The 22,457-nt window shown below is 70.6% G+C and carries 18 protein-coding genes; 9 read left to right on the plus strand and 9 right to left on the minus strand.

The window, feature by feature from the left end:
- Window positions 1–166: 166 nt before the first annotated feature.
- Window positions 167–964: an SDR family NAD(P)-dependent oxidoreductase gene (locus tag ACFV6H_RS08005; protein ID WP_384790728.1), complete on the plus strand. Its 798-nt coding sequence runs from the start codon at window positions 167–169 to the stop codon at window positions 962–964.
- Between the two features lie 82 nt (window positions 965–1,046).
- Here ACFV6H_RS08005 and ACFV6H_RS08010 read toward each other — a convergent pair whose 3' ends face one another.
- The gene (locus tag ACFV6H_RS08010; RefSeq protein ID WP_385539661.1) at window positions 1,047–1,460 is read right to left on the minus strand and encodes an arsenate reductase ArsC; all 414 of its coding nucleotides are present in this window, start codon (window positions 1,458–1,460) and stop codon (window positions 1,047–1,049) included.
- 102 nt (window positions 1,461–1,562) lie between these two features.
- Between ACFV6H_RS08010 and ACFV6H_RS08015 the strand changes: the two genes are divergently transcribed.
- The gene (locus tag ACFV6H_RS08015) at window positions 1,563–1,877 is read left to right on the plus strand and encodes an ArsR/SmtB family transcription factor (RefSeq protein WP_385539664.1); all 315 of its coding nucleotides are present in this window, start codon (window positions 1,563–1,565) and stop codon (window positions 1,875–1,877) included.
- Window positions 1,874–3,001, plus strand: a complete 1,128-nt coding sequence (arsB, locus tag ACFV6H_RS08020) for an ACR3 family arsenite efflux transporter (protein ID WP_385539666.1) — start codon at window positions 1,874–1,876, stop codon at window positions 2,999–3,001. The genes ACFV6H_RS08015 and arsB overlap by 4 nt, the downstream gene beginning before the upstream one ends.
- Window positions 3,002–3,067: 66 nt before the next feature.
- Here the strand turns inward: arsB and ACFV6H_RS08025 are convergent, their stop codons facing one another.
- The gene (locus ACFV6H_RS08025; RefSeq protein WP_385539668.1) at window positions 3,068–4,798 is read right to left on the minus strand and encodes an alpha-keto acid decarboxylase family protein; all 1,731 of its coding nucleotides are present in this window, start codon (window positions 4,796–4,798) and stop codon (window positions 3,068–3,070) included.
- Between the two features lie 300 nt (window positions 4,799–5,098).
- On the opposite strand from ACFV6H_RS08025, the gene ACFV6H_RS08030 reads away from it, so the two are divergent.
- Entirely contained in the window at window positions 5,099–6,265 is a 1,167-nt protein-coding gene (locus tag ACFV6H_RS08030) for a PucR family transcriptional regulator (RefSeq protein WP_385539670.1), read from the plus strand.
- A 130-nt stretch (window positions 6,266–6,395) separates the two neighbouring features.
- On the opposite strand, the gene ACFV6H_RS08035 is transcribed toward ACFV6H_RS08030, so the two are convergent.
- The 3 genes from ACFV6H_RS08035 to ACFV6H_RS08045 all read right to left on the minus strand — a co-directional run bounded on the left by ACFV6H_RS08035 (window position 6,396) and on the right by ACFV6H_RS08045 (window position 8,055).
- The gene (locus tag ACFV6H_RS08035; RefSeq protein WP_385539673.1) at window positions 6,396–6,911 is read right to left on the minus strand and encodes an SRPBCC family protein; all 516 of its coding nucleotides are present in this window, start codon (window positions 6,909–6,911) and stop codon (window positions 6,396–6,398) included.
- Window positions 6,912–6,917: 6 nt separating this feature from the next.
- Entirely contained in the window at window positions 6,918–7,163 is a 246-nt protein-coding gene (locus ACFV6H_RS08040) for a hypothetical protein (RefSeq protein WP_093591262.1), read from the minus strand.
- Window positions 7,164–7,329: 166 nt separating this feature from the next.
- Complete coding sequence (locus tag ACFV6H_RS08045; RefSeq protein ID WP_385539675.1) at window positions 7,330–8,055, minus strand: ABC transporter ATP-binding protein; 726 nt, start codon at window positions 8,053–8,055, stop codon at window positions 7,330–7,332.
- 171 nt (window positions 8,056–8,226) lie between these two features.
- Between ACFV6H_RS08045 and ACFV6H_RS08050 the strand changes: the two genes are divergently transcribed.
- The 3 genes from ACFV6H_RS08050 to ACFV6H_RS08060 are packed head-to-tail and all read left to right on the plus strand — an operon-like array spanning window position 8,227 to window position 15,747.
- Complete coding sequence (locus ACFV6H_RS08050) at window positions 8,227–11,766, plus strand: FtsX-like permease family protein (RefSeq protein WP_385539678.1); 3,540 nt, start codon at window positions 8,227–8,229, stop codon at window positions 11,764–11,766.
- A gap of 1 nt (window position 11,767) precedes the next feature.
- A complete protein-coding gene (locus tag ACFV6H_RS08055; RefSeq protein ID WP_385539680.1) occupies window positions 11,768–14,713 on the plus strand; it encodes an ABC transporter permease in 2,946 nt (981 codons plus the stop codon).
- Window positions 14,710–15,747 carry an ATP-binding cassette domain-containing protein gene (locus ACFV6H_RS08060; RefSeq protein WP_385539682.1) on the plus strand — a complete coding sequence of 346 codons (1,038 nt, stop codon included), beginning with the start codon at window positions 14,710–14,712 and terminating at the stop codon, window positions 15,745–15,747. The genes ACFV6H_RS08055 and ACFV6H_RS08060 overlap by 4 nt, the downstream gene beginning before the upstream one ends.
- Window positions 15,748–15,881: 134 nt before the next feature.
- On the opposite strand, the gene ACFV6H_RS08065 is transcribed toward ACFV6H_RS08060, so the two are convergent.
- The gene (locus tag ACFV6H_RS08065; protein WP_385539684.1) at window positions 15,882–17,093 is read right to left on the minus strand and encodes a site-2 protease family protein; all 1,212 of its coding nucleotides are present in this window, start codon (window positions 17,091–17,093) and stop codon (window positions 15,882–15,884) included.
- A gap of 366 nt (window positions 17,094–17,459) precedes the next feature.
- On the opposite strand from ACFV6H_RS08065, the gene ACFV6H_RS08070 reads away from it, so the two are divergent.
- On the plus strand, window positions 17,460–18,611 hold the full coding sequence (locus ACFV6H_RS08070) for a magnesium and cobalt transport protein CorA (protein WP_385539686.1): 1,152 nt from the start codon (window positions 17,460–17,462) through the stop codon (window positions 18,609–18,611).
- A 249-nt stretch (window positions 18,612–18,860) separates the two neighbouring features.
- Window positions 18,861–19,412: a hypothetical protein gene (locus tag ACFV6H_RS08075; protein WP_385539688.1), complete on the plus strand. Its 552-nt coding sequence runs from the start codon at window positions 18,861–18,863 to the stop codon at window positions 19,410–19,412.
- Window positions 19,413–19,584: 172 nt separating this feature from the next.
- On the opposite strand, the gene ACFV6H_RS08080 is transcribed toward ACFV6H_RS08075, so the two are convergent.
- The 3 genes from ACFV6H_RS08080 to ACFV6H_RS08090 form a co-directional block, all read right to left on the minus strand.
- Window positions 19,585–19,779 carry a ferredoxin gene (locus ACFV6H_RS08080; RefSeq protein WP_093590809.1) on the minus strand — a complete coding sequence of 65 codons (195 nt, stop codon included), beginning with the start codon at window positions 19,777–19,779 and terminating at the stop codon, window positions 19,585–19,587.
- A gap of 28 nt (window positions 19,780–19,807) precedes the next feature.
- Window positions 19,808–21,046, minus strand: a complete 1,239-nt coding sequence (locus tag ACFV6H_RS08085; protein WP_385539690.1) for a cytochrome P450 — start codon at window positions 21,044–21,046, stop codon at window positions 19,808–19,810.
- Between the two features lie 72 nt (window positions 21,047–21,118).
- Window positions 21,119–22,312: an NAD(P)/FAD-dependent oxidoreductase gene (locus ACFV6H_RS08090; RefSeq protein WP_385539692.1), complete on the minus strand. Its 1,194-nt coding sequence runs from the start codon at window positions 22,310–22,312 to the stop codon at window positions 21,119–21,121.
- Window positions 22,313–22,457: the final 145 nt, after the last annotated feature.

Below are 22,457 nucleotides of genomic sequence, written 5' to 3' on the forward strand. Positions count from 1 at the left end.
ACCGCACCAATATCCGCCAGGAGCCCTCACCAGGCGGGAATAGACGCGGCTGGGCGGGCGGGGTGACCAATCCGCGCCCGCCAGTTCGCGAGTACGCGGGTACGTTGGAGGAGAAGGCCGAACGCAAGCGCGGAGGGGACGAGCAACGAGCAAGGGGAAGACAGCGATGTCGAAGACTGCTGAGGCCGGGCACGGCCACGAGGGCCACACGTACGGCGACAAGCACGGCACCGTCATCGTGACGGGCGCGAGCCGGGGCATCGGCGCCGCCATCGCCACAGAGCTGGGCGAGGCCGGATACGGCGTCGCCGTCAACTACTCCTCGCACGAGGAACCCGCCGAGGAAGTGGCCGCCGCCATCCGTGCGCACGGTGGCCGCGCGAGCGCCATCCACGCGGATGTGTCGGTGCCGGACGAGGTGGCGGAGCTGTTCGAACGTGCGGAGCGCGAGCTCGGCCCGGTGACCGCGCTGGTCAACAACGCGGGAACCACGGGCGCGCCCACTCCCTTCGACCTCCAGGAGCCGGCCAAGCTGTCCCAGTTGCTGGCGATCAATGTCCTCGGCCCGATGGTGTGCGCACGGCACGCCGTCGAGAAGATGGCCACCAGCCATGGCGGCCGAGGCGGATCCATCGTCAACATCGCCTCGGTGGCCGCCCGTACCGGCGGTCTGCCGGGCCTGGTGCCGTACGCGGCCACGAAGGGCGCCATGGTCTCCTTCAGCCGGGCCCTGTCCAACGAAGTCGCCTCGGAGGGCATCCGGGTCAACAGCGTGTCGCCCGGCATCATCGACACCGAGATGTCGGCGGATCTGGACAGCCCGGAGACCAAGGAGGCCGTGGCGCACAGCCCGATCGGCCGGCTCGGCCGTCCGGAGGAGATCGCGGACACCGTGACCTGGCTGATCTCGCCCGCCGCTTCGTTCGTCACCGGCAGCGACATCACCGTGTCCGGCGGTCGCTGACCACGAGGACCACGAGAGCCTCGTTCTCCGTCCTCGCTCTCGCCCTCGTCCGAAGAACTCGCCCTCGTCAGAGAGCAGGCACTCAGCGCGCGGGCTCCGGCGCGATCTCGGCGATCAGGTCCGTCACCCGCTTCCTGATCTCGTCACGGATCGGGCGTACGGCTTCGACGCCCTGCCCGGCCGGGTCGTCCAGTGTCCAGTCGAGGTAGCGCTTGCCCGGGAAGACCGGGCAGGTGTCTCCGCAGCCCATCGTGACGCAGACGTCCGACTCCTTGACCGCGTCCACGGTGAGGACCTTCGGGATCTCGGCGGAGATGTCGATGCCGACCTCCGCCATGGCCTCGACGGCGGCCGGGTTCACGGCGTCACCCGGGTCCGAGCCCGCCGAGCGGACCTCGACGCGGTCTCCGGCGAGATGGGCCAGCCAGGCGGCGGCCATCTGGGAGCGGCCGGCGTTGTGGACACAGACGAACAGCACAGAAGGCTTCTCGGACATCGGGAGGACTCTTTCGCTTCAGCGCACATCAGGCGGATATCAGGCGCACTTGATATCAGCACCCGATGGCGTCACCAGCCAGTGATGTGACAGTATCAGCCCATGATGACGTCAGTCGACACTGACCTGATCCGGGTGCTCGCCGACCCGCTCAGGCTCCACATCGTGACGCTGCTCGCCCATGAGACGCTCTGCACCACCCATCTGGTGGCGGAGACCGGCGCCAAGCAGACGAACCTCTCCAACCATCTGCGCGTGCTGCGCGAGGCGGGAGTGGTGGACACCGAGCCTTGCGGCCGGTTCACGTACTACAAGCTACGGCCCGAGGTACTGGAAACGTTGGCGGGCGCCTTCGGTGAACTCGCCGCCACCGCCCGTGCCACGCGAGCCGCCGACACGAAGAGAGCCTGTCCGTGACGGGCACCGAACCACCGTCCACCACCACCATCACGCCCACCGGGCCCGGCCCCAGCGAGGGCGCCCGGCCCGGCGAGGGCTCAATCGTCGCGAAGCTCTCGACACTTGACCGCTTCCTGGCCGTCTGGATCCTGATCGCCATGGCCCTCGGTCTGGGCCTCGGACGGCTGATCCCCGGGCTGAACGACGCGCTGGCCGAGGTCGAGATCGGCGGGATCTCCCTGCCCATCGCCGTCGGCCTGCTCGTCATGATGTATCCGGTGCTGGCCAAGGTGCGTTACGACAAGCTCGACGCGGTCACCGGCGACCGGAAGCTGATGGTGTCGTCACTGGCCGTCAACTGGATCGTCGGGCCGGCCGTGATGTTCGCGCTGGCCTGGATCTTTCTGCCGGACCTGCCCGAGTACCGCACCGGCCTGATCATCGTCGGTCTTGCCCGCTGTATCGCCATGGTCATCATCTGGAACGATCTGGCCTGTGGCGACCGCGAGGCCGCCGCCGTCCTCGTCGCGCTCAACTCCGTATTCCAGGTCGTCGCGTTCGGCCTGCTCGGCTGGCTCTACCTCGATCTCCTGCCGAACTGGCTGGACCTCGGCGACGGACAGAGCCTCGACATCTCCATGGGGAAGATCGCGCTGAACGTGGTCGTCTTCCTCGGCGTACCGCTGCTGGCCGGCTTCCTCACGCGGCGGATCGGCGAGAAGACCATGGACCGGCAGCGCTACGAGACGGCGTTCCTGCCGAGGATCGGTCCCTGGGCGCTGTACGGGCTCCTCTTCACCATCGTCATCCTGTTCGCCCTCCAGGGAAGGACCATCACCTCACAGCCGCTGGACGTCGCCCGGATCGCGCTGCCGCTGCTCGTGTACTTCGCGGTGATGTGGTTCGGCACGTTTCTGCTCGGCAAGGCGCTCGGTCTCGCGTACGACCGTACGGCGACACTCGCCTTCACCGCGGCGGGCAACAACTTCGAGCTGGCGATCGCGGTCGCCATCGCCACCTTCGGCGTCACCAGCGGCCAGGCACTCTCCGGCGTGGTCGGCCCGCTCATCGAAGTGCCGGTGCTGATCGCGCTGGTCCATGTATCACTGGCCTGGCGCAAGAGGTTCGCCGCCCTGGCCTGAAACCTGGCCCGAGAGGGAGACGGCGTTCACGCCCGGACGTACACGGTCAGCTCTGGTCAGCTCTGGTCAGCTCTCGCCGTTCCGGCTGCTCATTCCCGCAGCGACGTCACGGAGCAGGTCGGGCACATCGTGCGTACCGGTGTGGACTTCGAGCAGTACCAGCCGGTCCGTGGCCTCGTCGGCCGCCGCCAGGGCCCGGTCCAGTTCGGCCGGCGTGGCCGCGCTCAGACAGAGCGCGTCCCGGACGCCGAGGGCGGCGGGCAGCCGCTGCCAGTCCCAGCGGGCGATGTCGTTGTACGCCGCCTCGGGACCGTGGATGGCGCGTTCCACCGTATAACCGCCGTTGTTGACCAGGACGATGACCGGCGTGAGACCGTAACGGCCGATGGTCCCGAGTTCCTGCGCCGTCATCTGTGCCGAGCCGTCACCGATGACAAGCAGACAGCGCCGGCCGGGAGACGCGAGCTGCGCGCCGAGCAGCGCCGGCAGGCTGTATCCGATGGAGCCCCACAACGGCTGTCCGATGAACCGCGAGCCGGTCGGGAAGCGCTGGGTGCACAGACCGAAATAGGACGTGCCCTGCTCGGCGACCACCGTCTGTCCTTCCCGGACCGTCCTGGCCAGCCGTGGCCAGAGATACGACTGGGTCAGCGGCTCGTCGGGATGTGGGCTCCACTCGTCGGTCGAAGCTCGGCCGGCCGAAGATCCCTCGGTCGTAGATCCATCGGCTGAAGGTCCGTCGGCCGAAGATCCGCTGAACGCGTCGACAAGCGGTTTCCCCGCGACCACTCCCGTCAGCGCCGACAGCGCAACAGCCAGCGGCACGCCCGGGTACTCGATGCCGTCGACGAAGGCGGACTCCGGCTGGAGGTCGATCCCGCGCCCGGGATCGATACGGTGGCTGAAACCGCCGCTCGTCGTGTCCGCCAGCCGCACACCCGCACGGATGAGGACGTCCGCGTCCTCGACGGTCCTCCGGGTACGGGCGTCACCGAAGGCTCCCGAGTACACACCCAGAGAGGTGGCGCGGCTCTCGTCGGCGACCGTCTTGCCCATGCAGAGCGTGGCGAACGGCAGTCCGCCCGTATCCAGCAGCTCGGCCAGTTCCTCGCGCGCGCCGAAGCGGTCCACCAGGAAATCGGCCAGCACGGCGGCGCTCCGCGCACCGGCCACCGCACGGCCCGCGGCGGCGGCGAACCGCTCCAGGGAAGCGGCGTCGACCGGGAAGGAGCGTCCCTCGCTCGGCAGCGGACGCGTGGGCGCGGCCATCGGGGCGAGCGCGACATCGGAGGCCATCCGCAGATACACGGGCCGCTTCTCCCGGAGGACCGCCAGCAGGACACGGTCGATCTGCTCGGTGGCGTTGGCGCGGGTGACGGTGGCCATGGCGGCGTTGACGCTTCGCTGCGCACGCGCGAAACGTTCGAAGTCACCGTCCCCGGCGGTGTGATGGACCAGCGCGCCGGTGCGTTCCGCCGCCGTGGAGGGACCGATGACGAGATGGACGACGGGCACATATTCGGCGTAGCTGCCCGCCACTCCGTTGATCGCGCTCAGCTCGCCCACTCCGAAGGTCGTGAGCAGGGCGCCGATCCCCTGGACACGCGCATAACCGTCCGCCGCGTATGCCGCACCCAGTTCATTGGCGTTTCCCACCCACCGGATCCGAGGGTGCTCCATCACCTTGTCGAGAAAAGCGAGATTGTAATCGCCGGGAACTCCGAACATATGGTCCACACCGAGCGAGGCGAGACGGTCGAGAATATATTCGGCGATCGTGATGTCACATGAAGTCATAGGTTCCATAGGTTCCACTCCAAGATTTCACTCCAAGGTTTCACCCGGCCCGCGGTAGCGACCTCAGGATCAACCATCCAGGACCACACCCGTTCCCGGTAAGGGAGGAAGTGAGAATTCGCGCGCCGGTTTCCTGTAGAAACCTCAAGGTGAGGGCGGTGGAGTCGGCATGGAGTCAGCACAGACGCGGGCCCGTGGCGGGAGATGTACGGTGATTCCACAGGCGGATTCCACAGGCGCGCGGAGGGCCGGGCCGTGGCCGGTAACGCCGCTGATCACCACTCGAACACGAGGCGACTCATGATCGATTCATTGTGCCGGGAGATGATCGATGAATTGCCGTCCTTCGCGCCGAGAGTCACGGAAATGATCCGTACGGAGATGCCCCGGTACGCGGTCGTACCGGAGCAGGAGCACATTCACGATGTGACGGTCCAGCTCCACGGCCTGCTGGGCGGACTGGAACGCGGAATCCTGCCCTCTGCCGACAATCTCCGGGCATCGTCGCGGCTGGGCGCGGCGCGGGCGGCGCAGGGCCTGCCGGTCGAGACCGTTCTCGGCGCGTATCACATCGGCTACCGGGAGACCTGGAACGCGCTGATGCAGGGCGCCGTCCGCCGGGGACAGGAGGCGGTCGCCGAACTGGCCGGGCAGGTCACCACGTTCTGGACCTGGATCCAGGAGCTGACCAACGCGGTGGCCGTCGCGTACGAAGCGGTCCTCCGCGCGGAGCTGTCGGCGCAGGAGGACCGGTACCGGCGGCTGATCGAGGCCATGGCCACGGCCGATCCGGCCGACGAGACGACGGTGACACTGGCCCGTTCACTCGGTTACGACCCGGTCGGCGCGTTCCAGGCGTTCCGCGGGCGCTCCGCCGATCTGCCGAACGGCAGTCTGGAGCGGTTCCGTCGGCATATCGCCACCGGGCCGGGCGTGGTGGTGGCCACGATTCACGGCGACGCGCTGTCGGTTCTGAGCCAGGGAGTGCCGGACGAGGCCGTCCTGCGGTCGCTCGGGCGGGCGGTGGGCCAGGAGAGCGCTCCGGCTCCGCCGCCTCTCGGTGTGGGACTGCCGAGGACCGGGCTGTCGGGAGCCGCCGACAGTTTCCAGGACGCCGACGGCGCGCTGTCGCTGGCGCTGCGCCGGGACGGCGGCGGGACCGTCCGCTACTCGGTCGCCTGGCTCCAGTCGAGCCTCGCGGAGCAGTCCCGCCGGCTGAGCGATGTCCTCGGCGCCGGCGCCCGTACCGCTCACGCGCACCCGCATCTGGCCGCCGCCGTGATCGCGTACGCGGACCACGGCTTCATCCCGACCGCCGCCGCCCGCGCGCTGAATGTGCACCCCAATACGGTGGTGTACCGGCTGGACCGCTGGACGACGCTCACCGGCTGGGATCCCAGAACCCGGGACGGCCTCATGAGATCGCTCCTGGCCCTCGATCTCTACCCGCCCGCGCACACGCCGTGACCGGGTCCGGGTCCGGGTACGTGGCAGCCGAAGCTTGACCGGTGCGCGAGCGGGCGCCGTACCTCCGATGTGTGCCCTCCGTTGTGGGCCCGGTTACGGTCCTACGATCACCACGCGTCGGTGATGTCGGTCATGGCCAGGTGTCCCGCCCGTCCGACGCGCTCGGCCGGTGCCGCGTGGACCGGGCCGCCGTGGAGCGTCCGGCCGACGCCACGCTCTCCCGTTCCACCACATGCGCCAGCCGCGCGAGCATGTCGCGGTGGCGGATCTGGAGGAACGCGTCGATCACCAGGTTGTGGACCGCGCCGGCGAAGCCGCGCAGCGGATGCTCGTCGACGATCACCAGCGTCTCGTCGCCCCAGGACCGGATGTCGAAGGCGATACGCGCCGTACCGAACGGCCCGCTGTGCGCTTCCAACTCCAGCCACCGCGGCGGCTGGTAGCGCCGGACGACGGTGTGGCCCCGGAACTCCTTGGGCCCGACACGCACCGTGTAGGTGAGAGAGGAGCCGACCTCGGGCCACGAGCCCTCCCTGGGGGCGGAACAGTCCGTGCCGACCACCCAGTCGGCGTAACGCGACGGATCTTCGAGAACCGCCCAGACCGCGGACGGCTCGCTACGGATGAGCTGGTGCCGTACAGCCATGTGCCCTCATCTCCAGTGCCTGACCTTCCAGGTGAACTGATCGCCGCCCAGCCACTGGACCACCGCCGGATCGTCCATGTCCGCGCCCCTCAGGCCCGCCGCGAAGGCATACGCGTAAACATCCTGGAGGGAGAACGCCTTGCCGGCCAGTTCACCGTGGACCTCCACCAGCCGGAACGGCGGATCCGCCTCCTGAACCGGCAGCACCACAAGCGGAGCGACACGGACCTGCGGGCTCTCGCTCTCAGTCATCGGATCGACCTTCGGCTCAGGACTGACCGGCATACGCGGTCCACTAGGTCCACTACGAGGCTCCGCCACCACGGCACACGCGGCAACCGGGCGGCTTCCAAGCCAAGGACGGGAGACGGTCGGCCGTTCCTGTTTCTGCCTGTCACTGCCTGTCTCTGCTTGTCGCTCAGCCTTCGACGATCCGGCCGTCGCTCAGCTCCACCACCCGGTCCGCCAGTTCGAGCAGCTGCGGGTCGTGCGTGGCGACCAGGGCCGTCGCGCCCTCGCTCCGTACGACCGTACGCAGCAGCTCCATCACCGTGAGGCCGGTGTGGGCGTCCAGTTGGGCGGTCGGTTCGTCGGCGATCAGCAGGGCCGGGCGGTTGGCGAGGGCGCGGGCGAGGGCGACGCGCTGCTGCTGGCCGCCGGAGAGTTCGCCGGGGCGCTGCGCCGCGTGCTCGGTGAGGCCGACGAGGGCCAGCAGCAGTGCCACCCGCTCCTCGCGCTCGCGCGGCTCCGCCCTGCGCAGCCGCAGCGGCACTCCCACGTTCTCCGCAGCCGTGAGGATGGGGATCAGACCGAAGGACTGGAAGACGAATCCGACACGGTCGCGGCGGAGTTCCAGGAGCTCGTTCCCGCTGAGTCCCGAGAGGTCGGTGCCGTCGACGACGACCTGGCCCCGGTCCGGCGAGTCCAGGCCGCCGATCAGATTGAGCAGTGTGGTCTTCCCAGCCCCGGACCGTCCTTTGAGGGCGACCAGTTCACCTCGTGCGATGTCGAGAGAGGCGCCGCGCAGCGCGTGCACGGCCGTGGGGCCGGTGCCGTACGAGCGGTGCAGATCCTCGGCCCTGACCATCGGTTCAGCGGTGTCGGGGTGTGTGGTGGTCCCGTGTGTGCTGGTGTGTTCCGTCATGGGCGCATCCCCCGTGCGTCGTGGCCTGTGATTGTCGCCGGGCCACACTATGCGCGGGCCTCATGGGGTAGGCAATGGGATCATTTTCTGTTTGGCTGAGCATGGATCAACGGGGGGAGACCCGGAAAAGAGCCGTTCGGGCAGAACGGCGTGCGGGTTGTCGGGGGAAGTGTGACGAGGTTCGTCTTTCTGCGCGCGGCGGGACATCGGCTGCTGCTGGCCGCCGCGCTGCTCGCGGTGGTGCTGACCACCTGTGTGCTCGCCTCCCTCACCGCGTTCTCGGGCTCGGTCGGGGACACCGCGCTGCGCGAGACGCTGCGCGGCCGGGACGCCGCCTCCGCCGTACTCGTCATCAGCGCGGATGTGCCGGCGGAGCGGCAGGACGCGGCGGAGGAGGCCGTGGTCCGGGGCGCGCGGGAGACCTTCGACGGACTGCCCGTGACCGTACGGAAGCTGGAACGCTCGGGACCGTACGCGCTGCCCGGATCGCTCCGGGCGTCCGCCGCCCCCGTGGCCGGGGCCGTGGACAAGCCGGACCTGACCCACTTCGCCGCGCTGGACCGCTCCCGGATCGCCCTGGTGGCGGGCGAGTGGCCGGACACGGGTGCGGATGCTGATGCCAGCACTGGTACTGGTACTGGTACGGGCGCGGGCGCGGCCGGAAGCATCCCCGTGGCCCTGCCCGAAGAGGCCGCCCGGCGGCTGGAGCTGGCTCCGGGCGCGCGCATCGTGCTCACCGACCGGCTGGCCGACGACCGGCGGCCGACCGTCCGGATCACCGGCGTCTACAAGGCCACCGACCCCACCGACCCGTACTGGCGACTGGACGCGCTCGGCGGACGCGGCGTCCGCGAGGTCGACTTCACCACCTACGGCCCGCTCCTCACCGACGCGTCCGTCCTCGCCTCCGGGCGGGTCTCCCGCTCCGCCACCGGCTGGCTGGCCGCCGCCGACTACCGGGGCATCACCACCGACCGGATCGACGCCCTGCGCACCGCGTCCGCCCAGGTCCCCGAGCGGCTGCGCGAGGATCCGGCCCTCGGGCGCGGCGCGACGGTGAGCACCGCGCTGCCGTCCCTGCTCGACCGGACCGAGCGGGAGCTGCTGGTGGCCCGGTCCACGCTGGTGATCGTCGCGCTGCAACTGCTGCTGCTCGCCGGGTACACACTGCTGCTGGTGGCCCGGTCGCTCGGTACGGAACGGGCGGGCGAGACCGGCCTGTTGCGGGCGCGCGGCGCCTCACGCGCCCGGCTGGCCGCGCTCGCCGCCACGGAGGCGCTGCTGCTGGCGCTCCCGGCGGCCCTCTGCGCCCCGCTGCTAGCGGGCCCGCTGACCGGGCTGCTCGCCCGGCCGTCCGCGCTCGGCGACGACGGTTCCGGCGCGGGAACCCGCCTCGGTGACCTCCCGGCCTGGCCGGTGTGGCTGGTCTCGGCGGCGGTCGCGCTCTGCTGCGCCGCGGTGATCGTCCTGCCCGCCCTCGCCGGGACCGCCGGGGCGGGCGAGTCGTCCGGGGCGGGCGGCCGGGCCGCCGCCCTGCCCGCACCCGTACGCGCGGGCGCCGACGTCGGGCTGCTGCTCGTCGCGGCCCTGGCGTACTGGCAGTTGGACCGGCAGACAGGCGCGGGCACGGGAGCGGGGACAGGCGCGGGGACCGGAGCCCTCGGTATCGACCCGCTGCTCGTCGCGGCGCCCGCGCTGGCGCTGCTCGCCGGTACGGTGCTCACGCTGCGCCTGCTGCCTCCTCTGGGACGGCTCGCCGAGCGTCGTGCCGCGCGCAGCCGTGGACTGCCCGGCGCGCTGGCGGCCCACCGCCTCGGCCGCCGGTCGCTGCGCGGCGCCGGGCCCGCCCTGCTGCTGGTTCTCGCCGTGGCGACGGGCCTGCTCGCCCTCGGCCAGAGCGCGTCGTGGGACCGTTCGCAGCGCGACCAGGCGGACTTCGCCACCGGCGCGTCGGTACGCGTCCTGGACGGCAGGCCCGCCGACCCGGGTCAGGCCGGTCTCTACGCCTCGCTGCCCGGGGTACGGCAGGCCGCTCCCGCCCACCGTACGGACGCGAGCCTCTCCGGCGGCCTGTCGGCGACCGTACTCGCGCTGGACACGGCACACGCCGAGGAGCGGATGCTACTGCGCGCCGATCTCGCCGACGAGCCCGCGGAGAGCCTGCTGGACGGGCTGACGGACGCGCTGACGGACGGACCGTCGGACGGGCCGGTACGGGAGGACGCGTCACCCGAACCCCGGAACCGCACCGGGATCGCGCTGCCCGACGACACCCGCCGGCTCGGCCTCGACGTAAGGATCAGGGCCGAAACGGGCGCGTCGCCGTCCGGGCTCGCCGCCGCCCTCCTGGTGGTGGTCGAGGACCGCTACGGCATCCCGTACCGGCTCAGCGCCGGACAAGTGCCCGTCGACGGGCGGCTCCACCGGGCCACCGTCGATCTCGACCGGACCGCCTCCCGCACCCACAGCGCACCCGCAGGGCCGCTCCGCGTGACGGGACTGCGGCTCGGCGGGACGGCCCCGGTCCAGGCATCCGAGCAACACCGGCTGACCGTCGAGCGGTTGCTCGCCACAACAGCCGGGGCACCCGACACCGAGCCCGAACCCGAACCCATACCCGTCCCCGTACCGAATGACGTGCGCTGGCGCGGCAGCGCCACAGTGACGGAGGGCGCCGGGGAGAGCGCGCCGAACACCCTGGAACCGACCGCGTTCGCATCGCCTTCGGCCGCGGCGCCGCTGACCGTCACGTACCCGACAGGGCAGGCGTACCAAGGCTCCGGCGACTTCGCCGTACGGCTCGATGTCGTAGGCGCCGCCGCGCCGGAGCGGATCGCGGCCGTCGCCACCGACGCCTTCCTCCGCGCCACCGGAGCCGGCCGCGGAGACAGCGTCGATCTGACGCTGGCGGGCGAGCAGGTGCGGGTGACCATCGTGAAGACGGTACGAGAGCTGCCCACGACCGGGACAACGGCGGACGCCGAGACGGACCAGACCCCGGACGCGAACACCGAGGCGGACGCGGGCGTCGGCACGGGCACCGGCACGGGCGTGACCGGCCAGAACGGCGGTGCCCTGCTCATCGACCTGCGGACCGTCAACGCCGCCCTCGCCGCCCGGACCGACCGTTCCCTCGCGCCCACCGAGTGGTGGCTGAGCACCGCTCCCGGCGCCGCCGCGCAGGTCGTGTCCGCACTCCGCGACCGCTCCGACGGAGCCGAGCCCGCCCGGGTGCTCGTACGCGACGAGACGGCGGCGGCACTGCTCGGCGATCCGCTCGGCGAAGGGCCGCGCTCGGCGCTGATCGCCGTCGCGCCGGTCGCCGTCGCGCTCTCCGCCATGGGGTTCGCGGTCGGCGCCGCCGGTTCCCTGCGCGAGCGGACCGCCGAACTCGCCGTCCTGCGCGCCCTCGGAGCGCCCCGACGCGGCCTCGCCCGGCTGGTCGTGACGGAACAAGGCGTGCTGATCGGCATCGGTCTGGCCGTCGGAGCGGCGCTCGGGATCCTGCTGACGCGGGCGCTCGTACCGCTGACCGTGCTGACCTCGGGGGCGGCCCGGCCCGTGCCCCAGGTGCTCGTGGAACTCCCGCTGCTCCAGGTGGCCCTGTTCCTCGCGGGCGTCGCGGCCGTGCCGCTGCTGATCACCGCCGTCCTCGCCGCCCGGCGCGGCGCCGGCCTCCCGGCCGCGCTCCGCCAGCAGAGGGACCACTGACATGACTCGTACCCGTACTCGTATCGGTATCCACAGCTCGGTCCAAACCGACGCCCAGGCCCCGAAGGCGAGCAGCAGCCGCGCCGTCGCGCCATGGGTACGCACCCGGCTGCGCACCGCGCCCGGGGCCGCCGTCGCCTTCGGCGCGCTCGTCCTGCTCACGGCCTTCCTCGCCGCCGCGTTCCCCAGGGCCGTCGACGCGTACGAGACCGACGGGCTGCGCCGCGAGATCACCGGCACGCCCGTCACCGACACCGTGCTGCGCCTTACCGCTCCTCAGGCGGGCCTGGAGATCCCGGAGCCCCAACGGGTCGAAGCGATGCGGCCCGACGCGCTCGAAGCCGTGTACCGGCAGACGGTGGCGAGCCTGCCGGGTCCGCTGCGGGTGGACCTCGCCGATTCCGCGTACGGAGTACGCACCGGCGAGCCCTTGACCGGCACGGACGACTGGCTTCCGCGTCCCGACGGGATCCCGCCCAGGTTCACGCTGGCCACACAGTCGGAGCTGGCCGCCCATGCCACCGTACGGAGCGGACGCCTGCCGTCCGCCGGCCAGGGCGCGGACGCGCGCACGAAGGAGGTGGAAGCCGCCGTCACCACGGCGACCGCCCGTGAGCTGCGGCTGCGCGTCGGCTCCGTACTCCGTCTGAGCGACCGTTACGGGACCCAGGCCCTCTCCGTACGGATCACGGGCCTGGTCGAACCTCACCGCCCCAACGGAAGTTACTGGTCCGCGGAACCGCTCCTGCGCGTCCCGGGACTGGCCGCCCTACCGTCCCGGCCGCCGATGTTCCGCTGGGAGGCGGGACTGCTGCTGGCGCCCGAGGCCGCGCCCGCGCTCCTCGGCACCCGTACGGATTCGGAGAAGTACTGGCGCTTCGCTCCCGCCACCGGAGAGCTGACCGCCGCGGACGCTCCGGAGCTCGGGCGGCGGATCGCTTCCCTCGAAAGCGGCCCCGATCTGCTGCGGATGCGGGAGATCGCGGGCGGGAACGCGGTCGTGGAGACCGGCCTCGGCACGGTCGTCGGCTCCCACCTCGCCACGCGCGAGGCGATCTCACGGATCGTCGTCGTCGCGGCCTTCGGGATCGGCACCGTCGCCGCCGTCGCCCTCGCGATGGCCGGCGGTCTGATCGCCGCGGGCCGCACCGCCGAACTCGCCTTGCTGCGCTCGCGCGGCGGCTCCCTGCTCGGCATCGGCGGACGGCTGCTCGCCGAGACCGCCGTGATCGCGCTGCCCGCCGCCGGGGCCGGGCTGCTGCTGGCGGTACTCGTGGTGGACGGAGACGGAGGCGGCAACGGATCCGGAGGCGGGGTACGTCTGCTGCCCGCCGTGTACGGCGCGTCCGCCGTCGCGCTGCTCGCCTGCGCCGCGCTCCCGCTCCGGGCCGTCCCGCCGCTCCGCAGGGCGCGCGCGTACGGAGGCCGCGACGACCTGGCGGCAGCGCGGCCGAGCCGCCGCCGTACCGTGGCCGAACTGACCTTGCTGCTCCTGGCCGTTGCCTCGGTGGCGGCGCTGCGCCGCAGAGGCACATCGAATTCGTCCGCCGGGGCGGGCGACCTGCTGGTGAGCGCGGCTCCCGTGCTGGTGGCGCTGATCGCCGCGCTCGTCCTCGTACGGCTGTACCCGCTGCCCTTGCGCCACGCGGCCCGTCCGGCGGCGCGGCTGCGCGGTGCGGTCGGTTTTCTGGCGCTGGCGCGCGCGGGCCGGTCCTCGTCGGCGACGGCCGCGCTGCCGCTGCTGGCGCTGCTCATCGCGCTGACGACGGCGGCGTTCGGCGGTTCCGTACTGTCGGGCATCGCGGACGCGCGCGACCGGGCCGCGCTGCTGGCCGTCGGCGCGGACGCGCGGATCTCCACCCCGAACGACACCGTGCCGCTGCCGCCGGGCGCGGAACGGTCGGTGCGCCAGGTGGAGGGCGTACGGGACGTGACCTCGGTACGGATCGACTTGGTGGCGGACGCGGCCCCGGCGGCCGGGACTGAGGCCGCGACCGGGGCCGGAGCCGGGTTCACGACCGGAGCCGCGTCCGCGCTGGAGAAGCCGGTCACCCTGATCGGGGTCGAGCCCGACGCGTACACCCGGCTGGCCCGGCAGATGGGCCTCGGGCCGTTCCCGGCCGGTGTGCTGAAGGCGCGTGGCCCGGGCGGGGTGCTGAACGCGGTGGCGTCCCCTGCCACCGCCGAGCGGCTGGGCACCGCGCCGCGCCGGATCCTGTCGTCGGCGGGCGAGATCACCGTACGGATCACCACGGTCCGGTCCCACACCCCGGCCGCTCCGCGCTCCGACTTCCTGCTGGTGGACAGCGCGGCCCTGACGGCGGCGAATCCGACGACGCTGCTGGTCACGGGCGAGCGGCTGGACGATGAAGAGCTGCGCGCGGCGACCGAGGGCGCCCAGGCCCCGCGGACTCCTGGTCGGAGTGAGGGCGGGTCCCCGGATCCGGAGGTGAGCCTGCTGAGCGAGGAGCGGGCGGCGTTCACCGCATCGCCGCTCCAGTCGGGCGCCGAGCGGATCTACGCCGTCGCCGTCCTGGCCGGCGCGGCCTACGCGGTCATCGCCCTCCTCCTCTCCCTCCTGCACGCCGCGCCCGAACGCACCGCCCTGCTGACCCGGTTGCGCACCATGGGCCTCACCACCCGCCAGGGCCGACTGCTGCTGGGCCTGGAGGCGCTGCCACAGGCGCTGCTCGCCGCCGGGGGCGGCATCCTCGTCGGCTGGGCCACCATCCGGCTGCTGGCCCCGGGCATCGACCTGGCCCAGCTCGCCGTGGCCTCCGCGTCCGCGTCCGTGGTGGGCGATGTATCGCTGAGTACGGACGTGTGGTCGCTGGCGCTGCCGGCGGGCGGTGTGCTGGTACTGGCGGGAGCGGTGGCCGCCGGGCAGGCATGGTGGGCGGGCAGACGCGGATCGATCACCGAGCTGAGAGCGGGAGACACACGATGACGAGCCCGACACCGAACCACACTCCCACTCCGACTCCCACCCTCACCGACCTGGAACGGCAGGCGACGGCACACCGGAATCGCCCTTCCTACGGGCACGACGCGCTGATCACCTGCGACCGGCTGGTCCGGGTCTTCACCACGGACGGGGTGGAGGTGCAGGCCCTCCAAGGGCTCGATCTCACGGTCCAGGAGGGCGAGTTGATGGCCTTGGTCGGCGCGTCCGGCAGCGGGAAATCGACACTGATGAACATCCTCGCGGGCCTGGACGTGCCCACGGCCGGCGCGGCCAGGGTCGCGGGCCGCGATCTGCTCGCGATGGACGCGAAGGTCCGGCTGGACTACCGCCGTGAGGTGGTCGGTTTCGTCTGGCAGCAGACGGCCCGCAATCTCCTGCCTTATCTGACGGCCAGTCAGAACATAGCGCTCCCGATGCAGCTGAGAGGCCGAGGCGGTCCGCAAGGCGCGAAGCAGCCGAGCTCCCTTCGCCCTTCGCGATCCACTCGATCGTCGAGGGCGAAGGGCGAGCGGGCGAAGGAGCTGCTGGCGATGCTGGATGTCACCGACTGTGCCGACCGCCGCCCGCACCAGCTCTCCGGAGGCCAGCAGCAGCGCGTCGCGATCGCCGTGGCCCTGGCCAACTCTCCATCCGTACTGCTCGCCGACGAACCGACCGGCGAGCTGGACTCGGCGACGGGTGAGCAGGTCTTCGCGGCGTTCCGTCGGGCCAACGAGGAGCTGGGGACGACGATCGTGATCGTCACGCACGACCAGGCGGTCGAGAACGAGGTCCGCCGTACGGTCGCGATCCGCGACGGCCGTACCTCGTCCGAGGTCCTGCGGCGTACGGAGATCGACGCGGAGGGCCAGGAGTCGGTGGTGGCCCGGGAGTACGCGATGCTGGACCGGGCCGGGCGGCTCCAGCTGCCCTCGGAGTACACGGCGGCGCTCGGCATGGAGCAGCGGGTGATGCTGGAGCTGGAACAGGACCATATCGAGGTATGGCCGGACGGGGCGGACGGGGCGACGCGCTGATGGCGTATGGCCGCCATGTCGGTCACTCAAAGTGACAACGGCGGCGCACGTGGGAATGCCCAGCACATGACGCGAACCGCACTCACCTCACCACAAGGCACCCACCTCACCGCAAGGCCTGGAGGCAGCCATGCTCATCGACGGTCCCTCCAGTCGACCCGGTGTTGCTTCGCGGCGATCAGGCGGGAGACCGTGCGGCTGATGTCGGAGGAGGAGACGATGCCGAGGAGTCTGTGGTCGTCCAGTACCAGGACCCGGTTCTCGGCGCCGGGACGCATACGTGGGAGCAGGTCGGCCAGAGGATCGTCCGGCCCTGCGGTGGTGATGTCCGTCAGTGGCAGCATCACGTCCTTGACGGTCAGGGACTCCCGTTGGTCCTCCGGTGTGTGGCGCGCGCGTTCGAGGGTGATCAGTCCCGCCGCGTCACCCGCGCCACCCGCCTCGCCCGTCACGCCCGCCTTGGCCGTCACACCCACCTCGCCCGCCTCACCCGTCACCACCGGGAATGCCGAGTACCGGTAGCGGTAACGCGAGTCGGCGAGGAACTGCGCCACGGTCAGCCCGGTCGGCACGGTGACCGGATCCGGTGTCATGGCATGCCGTACGGGAACGCCGGAGAGGACGCTTCTCATCTGCGCCTCCCGGCCTTCCGCGGTGGCAGCCGTGATCAGGAACCAGCCGATCAGCGCGAGCCAGAGGCCGTCGAAGGCACGCGTCGCGATGAACAGGACGAAGCCCGCCGCCACCAGCAGCCAGCCGAAGACACGCCCGGCCGCGGTGGCTCCGGCCGTGGCCCGCAAGCGGTCGCCCGTACGCCACCACAACAAGGCGCGCAGCAGACGCCCGCCGTCCAGCGGCGCGGCGGGGATGGAGTTGAAGACGGCGAGGAGAACGTTGATGGCCGCCAGCCAGGCCGACGCCTCCACGATCAGCCGCGGAGCGTCCCCGATGAGGAGGAGCCATGTGCACAGCGTGAACAGACCGCCGAGTACGAGGCTCACCAGTGGGCCGACACCGGCGATACGGAGTTCGGCGCCCGGGTCGGACGCCTCCGACCTGAGCCGTGCCACACCGCCGAGCAGCCACAGGACGATGTCGTCGACCTGTACGCCGTTGTGCCGGGCGACGATGGCATGGGCGAGTTCGTGGGCGAGGAGCGAGGCGAAGAAGAGGAGGGAGGTGACCAGTGCGGCCACCCAGTACAGCCCCACCGCGTGACCTGGATAGACCTGCGGGAAACGGCCTTCCGCCAGGCCCAGTGTGATGAGTACGAAGATGACCAGGACGCTCCAGTGGACCCCGATCCGGACTCCGGCGATCCGTCCCAGCGAGAATGTCGCCCGCACTGCGTTCTCCCTCTGTCAGTTGTGATCACCGCTCTGTCCGTTGTGGTCATCGCTGTGCGGGCAAAGGCACCGTGAGCCACGCCGACGGGCACTTTCCCACCAGTCAACGACGCCGGACTTCAGGGCGCCACTCCGGGCACCAGCCCGCCCGTGACGACTCCGGCCGAGCCCTCCACCGCCGGCCCCCGGCAGCCGTCGGCAGCCGTCGCCCCGCTGCGGCCCGGCGGGTATAGCCTGCTCAGAGGCTCCGTCCCTCGCGTACCGAAAGGCAGGTGAGACCACGATGAGTGGTGAACCTCCCAGTCGCACCCCGTGGGACACCGCGCCGACCGGGCTGTAGAGGTTCCGCCTGTAGAGGATTCCGTCATGTCCGAGCGTCGTCTGCGTGCCCTGCGCCCGTTCAAGAAGCCGGCCAAGCGTCCCGCCGAGCCCGGCCCCACCGCCGCCGCCGGCGAGCCGGGCACACCCGCACCGGCCGAGGAGCCGTCGCCGCGTGGAAGCAGTGTGATCGCCGCCGCCATCTACCGGGACGGCTTCCGTACCCACACGTACGACTCGCTCGCCGAGACCTTCCAGAAGCTCCGCGAGACGGACGGCGGCATGGCGTGGATCGGCCTGCACCGGCCGAGCGAGGCCGAGCTGCTGTCCGTCGCCGAAGAGTTCGATCTGCACCCACTCGCGGTCGAGGACGCGTTGGAGGCACACCAGCGGCCCAAGCTGGAACGCTACGGAGACACCCTGTTCGTGGTGCTGCGTGCCGCCCGCTACCTGGACGATGCCGAAGAGGTCGACTTCGGCGAACTGCACATCTTCGTCGGACCCGATTTCGTGATCACCGTCCGCCATGGAGCCGCTCCGGACCTGGCCTCGGTCCGCCGCCGTATGGAGGACACCCCGGATCTGCTCAAGCGCGGCCCCGAAGCCGTGCTGTACGCGATCCTCGACGCGGCCGTCGACGGCTACGCGCCGGTGGTGGCCGGCGTGGAGAACGACGTCGACGAGATCGAGACCGAAGTCTTCAGCGGCGACCCGACAGTGTCCCGCCGTATCTACGAACTCTCGCGGGAAGTGGTGGAGTTCCAGCGCGCCACCCGCCCACTGACGAGAATCCTGGAAGGGCTGACCGCGGGATTCGAGAAGTACGGCATCGACGAGGAACTCCGCCGCTATCTCCGCGACGTCGCCGACCACGCCACCCATGTAACCGAACGCGTCGACGGCTTCCGGCTGGCGCTGCAAGACATCCTCGCCGTCAACGCCACCCTCGTCACCCAGCAGCAGAACGAGGAGATGAGGCTGCTGGCACGCGCCAGCCACGCACAGAACGAGGAGCTCAAGAAGATCTCCGCCTGGGCGGCGATCCTCTTCGCCCCGACCTTGGTGGGCACGGTCTACGGCATGAACTTCAAGCACATGCCCGAACTCGGCTGGCTCCTCGGGTATCCCTTCGCCCTGGCGCTGATGGGCATCGTCTGCGTCGGGCTGTATGTGGTCTTCAAGCGCCGGAACTGGCTCTGAACACGCTGCGGGACAGCACGTATAAGAAACAGCGGGGACGGCACGACGCGGAGTGGCTCCGCTTGTCGGCCCGCATACAGACGTGCCCGGTTGGGAAAGGGAAGTTTTCCGGCAGTGGAAAGTTTATGGAACGGCTGACTTTTTCACGGTTGATGTCGGATTACGTACCGAAATTGAAACGTCGATCCGGACAGCTCTCGTTGTGCCGCATACCGCTGCTACGGTGATACGACCTGAGGGGGGTTGAGAATGACTACCTACATGTCACAGCCACGCCGGAAAAAGAGTCTCCGGCGGAGAACCATCGAGGGCGTCGCCGTATTGGCCGCTCTGTTCGGTCTGCTCATCCTGGCTCGTATGCTGCTTACTCCATGGGACTTTCCCCTGCCTGGCAAGCCTCAGCTGACCGGTTACTGGCAAGGAGAGGTGTCCTATACGGCGGATGACAAAAGGCGATTGATGCTCCATCTGGTCAGGGACGAAAACTGCTCCATGGCCTGCGATGTCACAGGCGAGGTCAAAATCTGCGGAGCCGAAAAGGACACGAGCGGCGACTTCGCAGGAGATGTGCACAACTGGCGCGGCAGTCGCTTCTCACTGAATCTCTACCTTCCGACACGCAAGGCAGATATCAATATGCGGAAACTCGACGGCGAATGGGAGGGCGATGTGGTCAGGATGCGTCCCAAGGTCGACGTCATTGACGCCGATGGCACATGGAGCTCGAATCGCCAAATACCGGATCCACCGATGTTCGAGATGCGACGCGCCACCGAGGCGGTTTTCGAAGCCGCGTGCTGATCGGCGTGGGCACCTCGGCCGGCTGTCCCTCGGCCATGCTGCTGATCCGCCGTCGGGCCGTCTCGGCCGGGATGAGTGCGCCGCCCGGCGGAGTGCTGGGCGGCCTGTCCACCGTCGGTATGGCCGCCATCGCCCTCGGGCCCGCCGCTCGACGGGCCCGAGGGCCCGGTCGTCATTCCTGGATGTGGATGGCGAGTGCGGGGCAGACGGCTGCGGCGTGGCGGGTGTCGTCGGCTTGCTGGGCTGTGGGGTTGGGGTTGAGGAGGACGGCGATGCCGTCTTCGTCGCGTTGGTCGAATACGTCGGCTGCGGCGACGACGCACTGTCCGGAGGCTACGCATTTGTCCTGGTCGAGGGTGACTTTCACGGTGTCTCCTTCGGTGGGGGGTGGTGGGTTACCAGGTGACGGGGAGTTCGTAGACGCCGTAGACGGATCCGTCGTGTTTGAAGGGGATCCGGTCGAGGTCGGTGGCGAGCTGGAGGGTGGGGATGCGGCGGTAGAGGGTGCTGTAGACGATCTGGAGTTCGAGGCGGGCCAGGGGCTGGCCGAGGCATTGGTGGATGCCGAAGCCGAAGGCGATGTGGTGGCGGGCGTCGCGGGTGAGGTCGAGGCGGTCGGGTTCGGGGAAGGCGTCGGGGTCGCGGTTGGCGATGTCGTTGGCCATGATCAGGCCTTCGCCGGCCCGGATGGTCCGGCCGGCGATGTCGATGTCTTCGAGGGCGACGCGGCGGCGGCCGTTGTGGACGATGTTGAGGTAGCGGAGGAGTTCCTCCACGGCGGAGGTGACGAGTTGGGGGTCGTCGTTGTCGCGCAGGAGGGCGAGCTGGTCGGGGTGTTCGAGGAGGGCGAGTGTGCCGAGGGCGATCATGTTGGCGGTGGTCTCGTGTCCGGCGATCAGCAGCAGCACGCCCATCTGGGCCGCTTCCTGCCGCGTCAGCTCCCCGCCCTTGACGCGCTCGGCGAGGCCGGAGAGCAGGTCTTCGGTGGGCGCGGCGAGCTTCTTGCCCATCAGTTCATTCAGATAGACGCCCAGCGTGCGCATGGCGGCGACGCGCTCTTCCGGTTCGGCGTCGCGCTTGATGACGATCTTGCTGTTGTCCTGGAAGAAGTCGTGGTCGCTGTAAGGGACTCCGAGCAGTTCGCAGATGACCAGGGAGGGCACGGGCAGGGCGAACGCGTCGACCAGGTCGACCGGCTTCGGGCCCGCCAGCATGGTGTCGATCAGCTCGTCAACGATCTTCTGGATGGCCGGCCGCAGCGCCTGTACACGCTTGATGGCGAAGGGCGCCGTCACCAAGCGCCGCAGCCGCGCATGCTCAGGGTCGTCCATCACAACGAAGCTGCCGGACCCGGACGCACCGCCGGAAGGCACCGGTCCCTGGCTCGGGTAGCCAGGGCGGGTGATGTCGGCGCTGACTCGCGGGTCGGCGAGCAGGGCCCGCTGTTCGGCATACCGCGTCACCAGCCACGGCGTACTGCCGTCCCACAGCCGGACCCTGGCGAGCGGCGCCTCCTTCTGCTTCTCCGTCGCGGCCGGAGGCGGATCCAACGGACAGCCCGCCGCCCTCTCCATCGGGAACTCCGGTACTCCGGACGGGCTTTCACCAACGGGATGATTGATCGTGCTGGTCATCGAGTGCTCCATGGGGGGTGTCCGCGGCTCTCCCGCGGTTGGGTTGTCAGCGCAGTACGCGGTACGTGTCTGTCAACGCAGCGCGGGCGTGGGGCCGGTGAGCGCGTCGGCGACGTGTTGGCGGTGTTGACGGGTCTGTTTGGGCATGTTCCAGCCGAGTACGGCGGTGGTGGTGCCGTGGCGGTGGTAGCGCGCGACGAAGCGCCGGGTGGCCGGGTCGCCGTCCACGACGGTCATTCCGGCATCGGCCGGGAGCGTGCCGTGGACCTGGATCTTCGCGTCGAACTGGTCGGTCCAGAAGTACGGCACCGGCGTATAGGCCCGGCCGGCGCCGAGGATGTTCGCCGCGACGGCCATGGCCTGCTCGGTCGCGTTGGTCCGGTTCTCCAGCCGCACCAGCCCGCCCAGCCCCACGTGATACCACCGCGCCACATCACCAACCGCGTAGATTCCGCTGCCCGCACGGCAGCGCGCATCACACACCAGACCGTTCTCCACCCGCAGACCACTGCCCTCCAGCCACTCGGTCACCGGGTCCGCCCCGACCGCCACCACGACCAGATCCGCCGGCACCACCTCACCGGACTCCAGGCACACACCGGTCACCCGGTCACCGCTGCCGGCCAGCCCGCGTACACCACTGCCCAGCCGCAGCCGCACCCCACGCTCCGCATGCAGCCCGCCCAGCAGACCCGCCACGGACTCACCGAGCTGGCTCGCCATCAGAGCCGGCTGCGGGCCCACGACCGTGACGCCCAGGCCCATCGTCCGGGCCGTTGCGGCAATCTCCGCGCCCAGTACGCCATCGCCCACGACCACCGGACGCGCCGACTCCAGCAGACCGGCACGCAGTGCCAGCGCGTCATCGAGCGTGCGCAGTACATGGACGCCGGCCAGACCGTCCTGCCCGGGAAGGACCCGAGGACGCGTCCCCGTCGCCACCACCACAGCACCGGCCCGCAGCGTCCGCCCCGACGCGGTGTGTACGGCGAGCGCCTCCGCATCCAGAGCGACCGCCGGCTCACCGAGTACGAACTCGGCGCCCAGCGTCTCCAGCACCTCCCGCGACCGCAGCCGCGCCCGCTCCGGTTCCCAGGCGCCGGAGAGCACCTGCTTCGACAACGGCGGCCGGTCGTACGGCAGATGAGACTCCGCACCCACCACCGTCACCGTTCCCGTACAGCCGAGCCGGCGCAGCGCCTCCACCGTCGCCAGACCGGCGGCCGACGCACCGACCACCAGCACGCCGTCAGGCGCGGCGCTCACGCGTCCTCGCCCAGCGCGATCGCGGCAGCCGGACACACACTCGCCGCCTCACAAACCGAGGGACACATCGGCTCCACCGTTACTTTCATCGTCGGCACTCCTCTGCCTGCGGTTCGACAAGGAATTCGCGAAGAACATGGGCGTT

Origin of the sequence: Streptomyces sp. NPDC059743, assembly GCF_042732975.1 — a bacterium.
Lineage (GTDB): Bacteria > Actinomycetota > Actinomycetes > Streptomycetales > Streptomycetaceae > Streptomyces.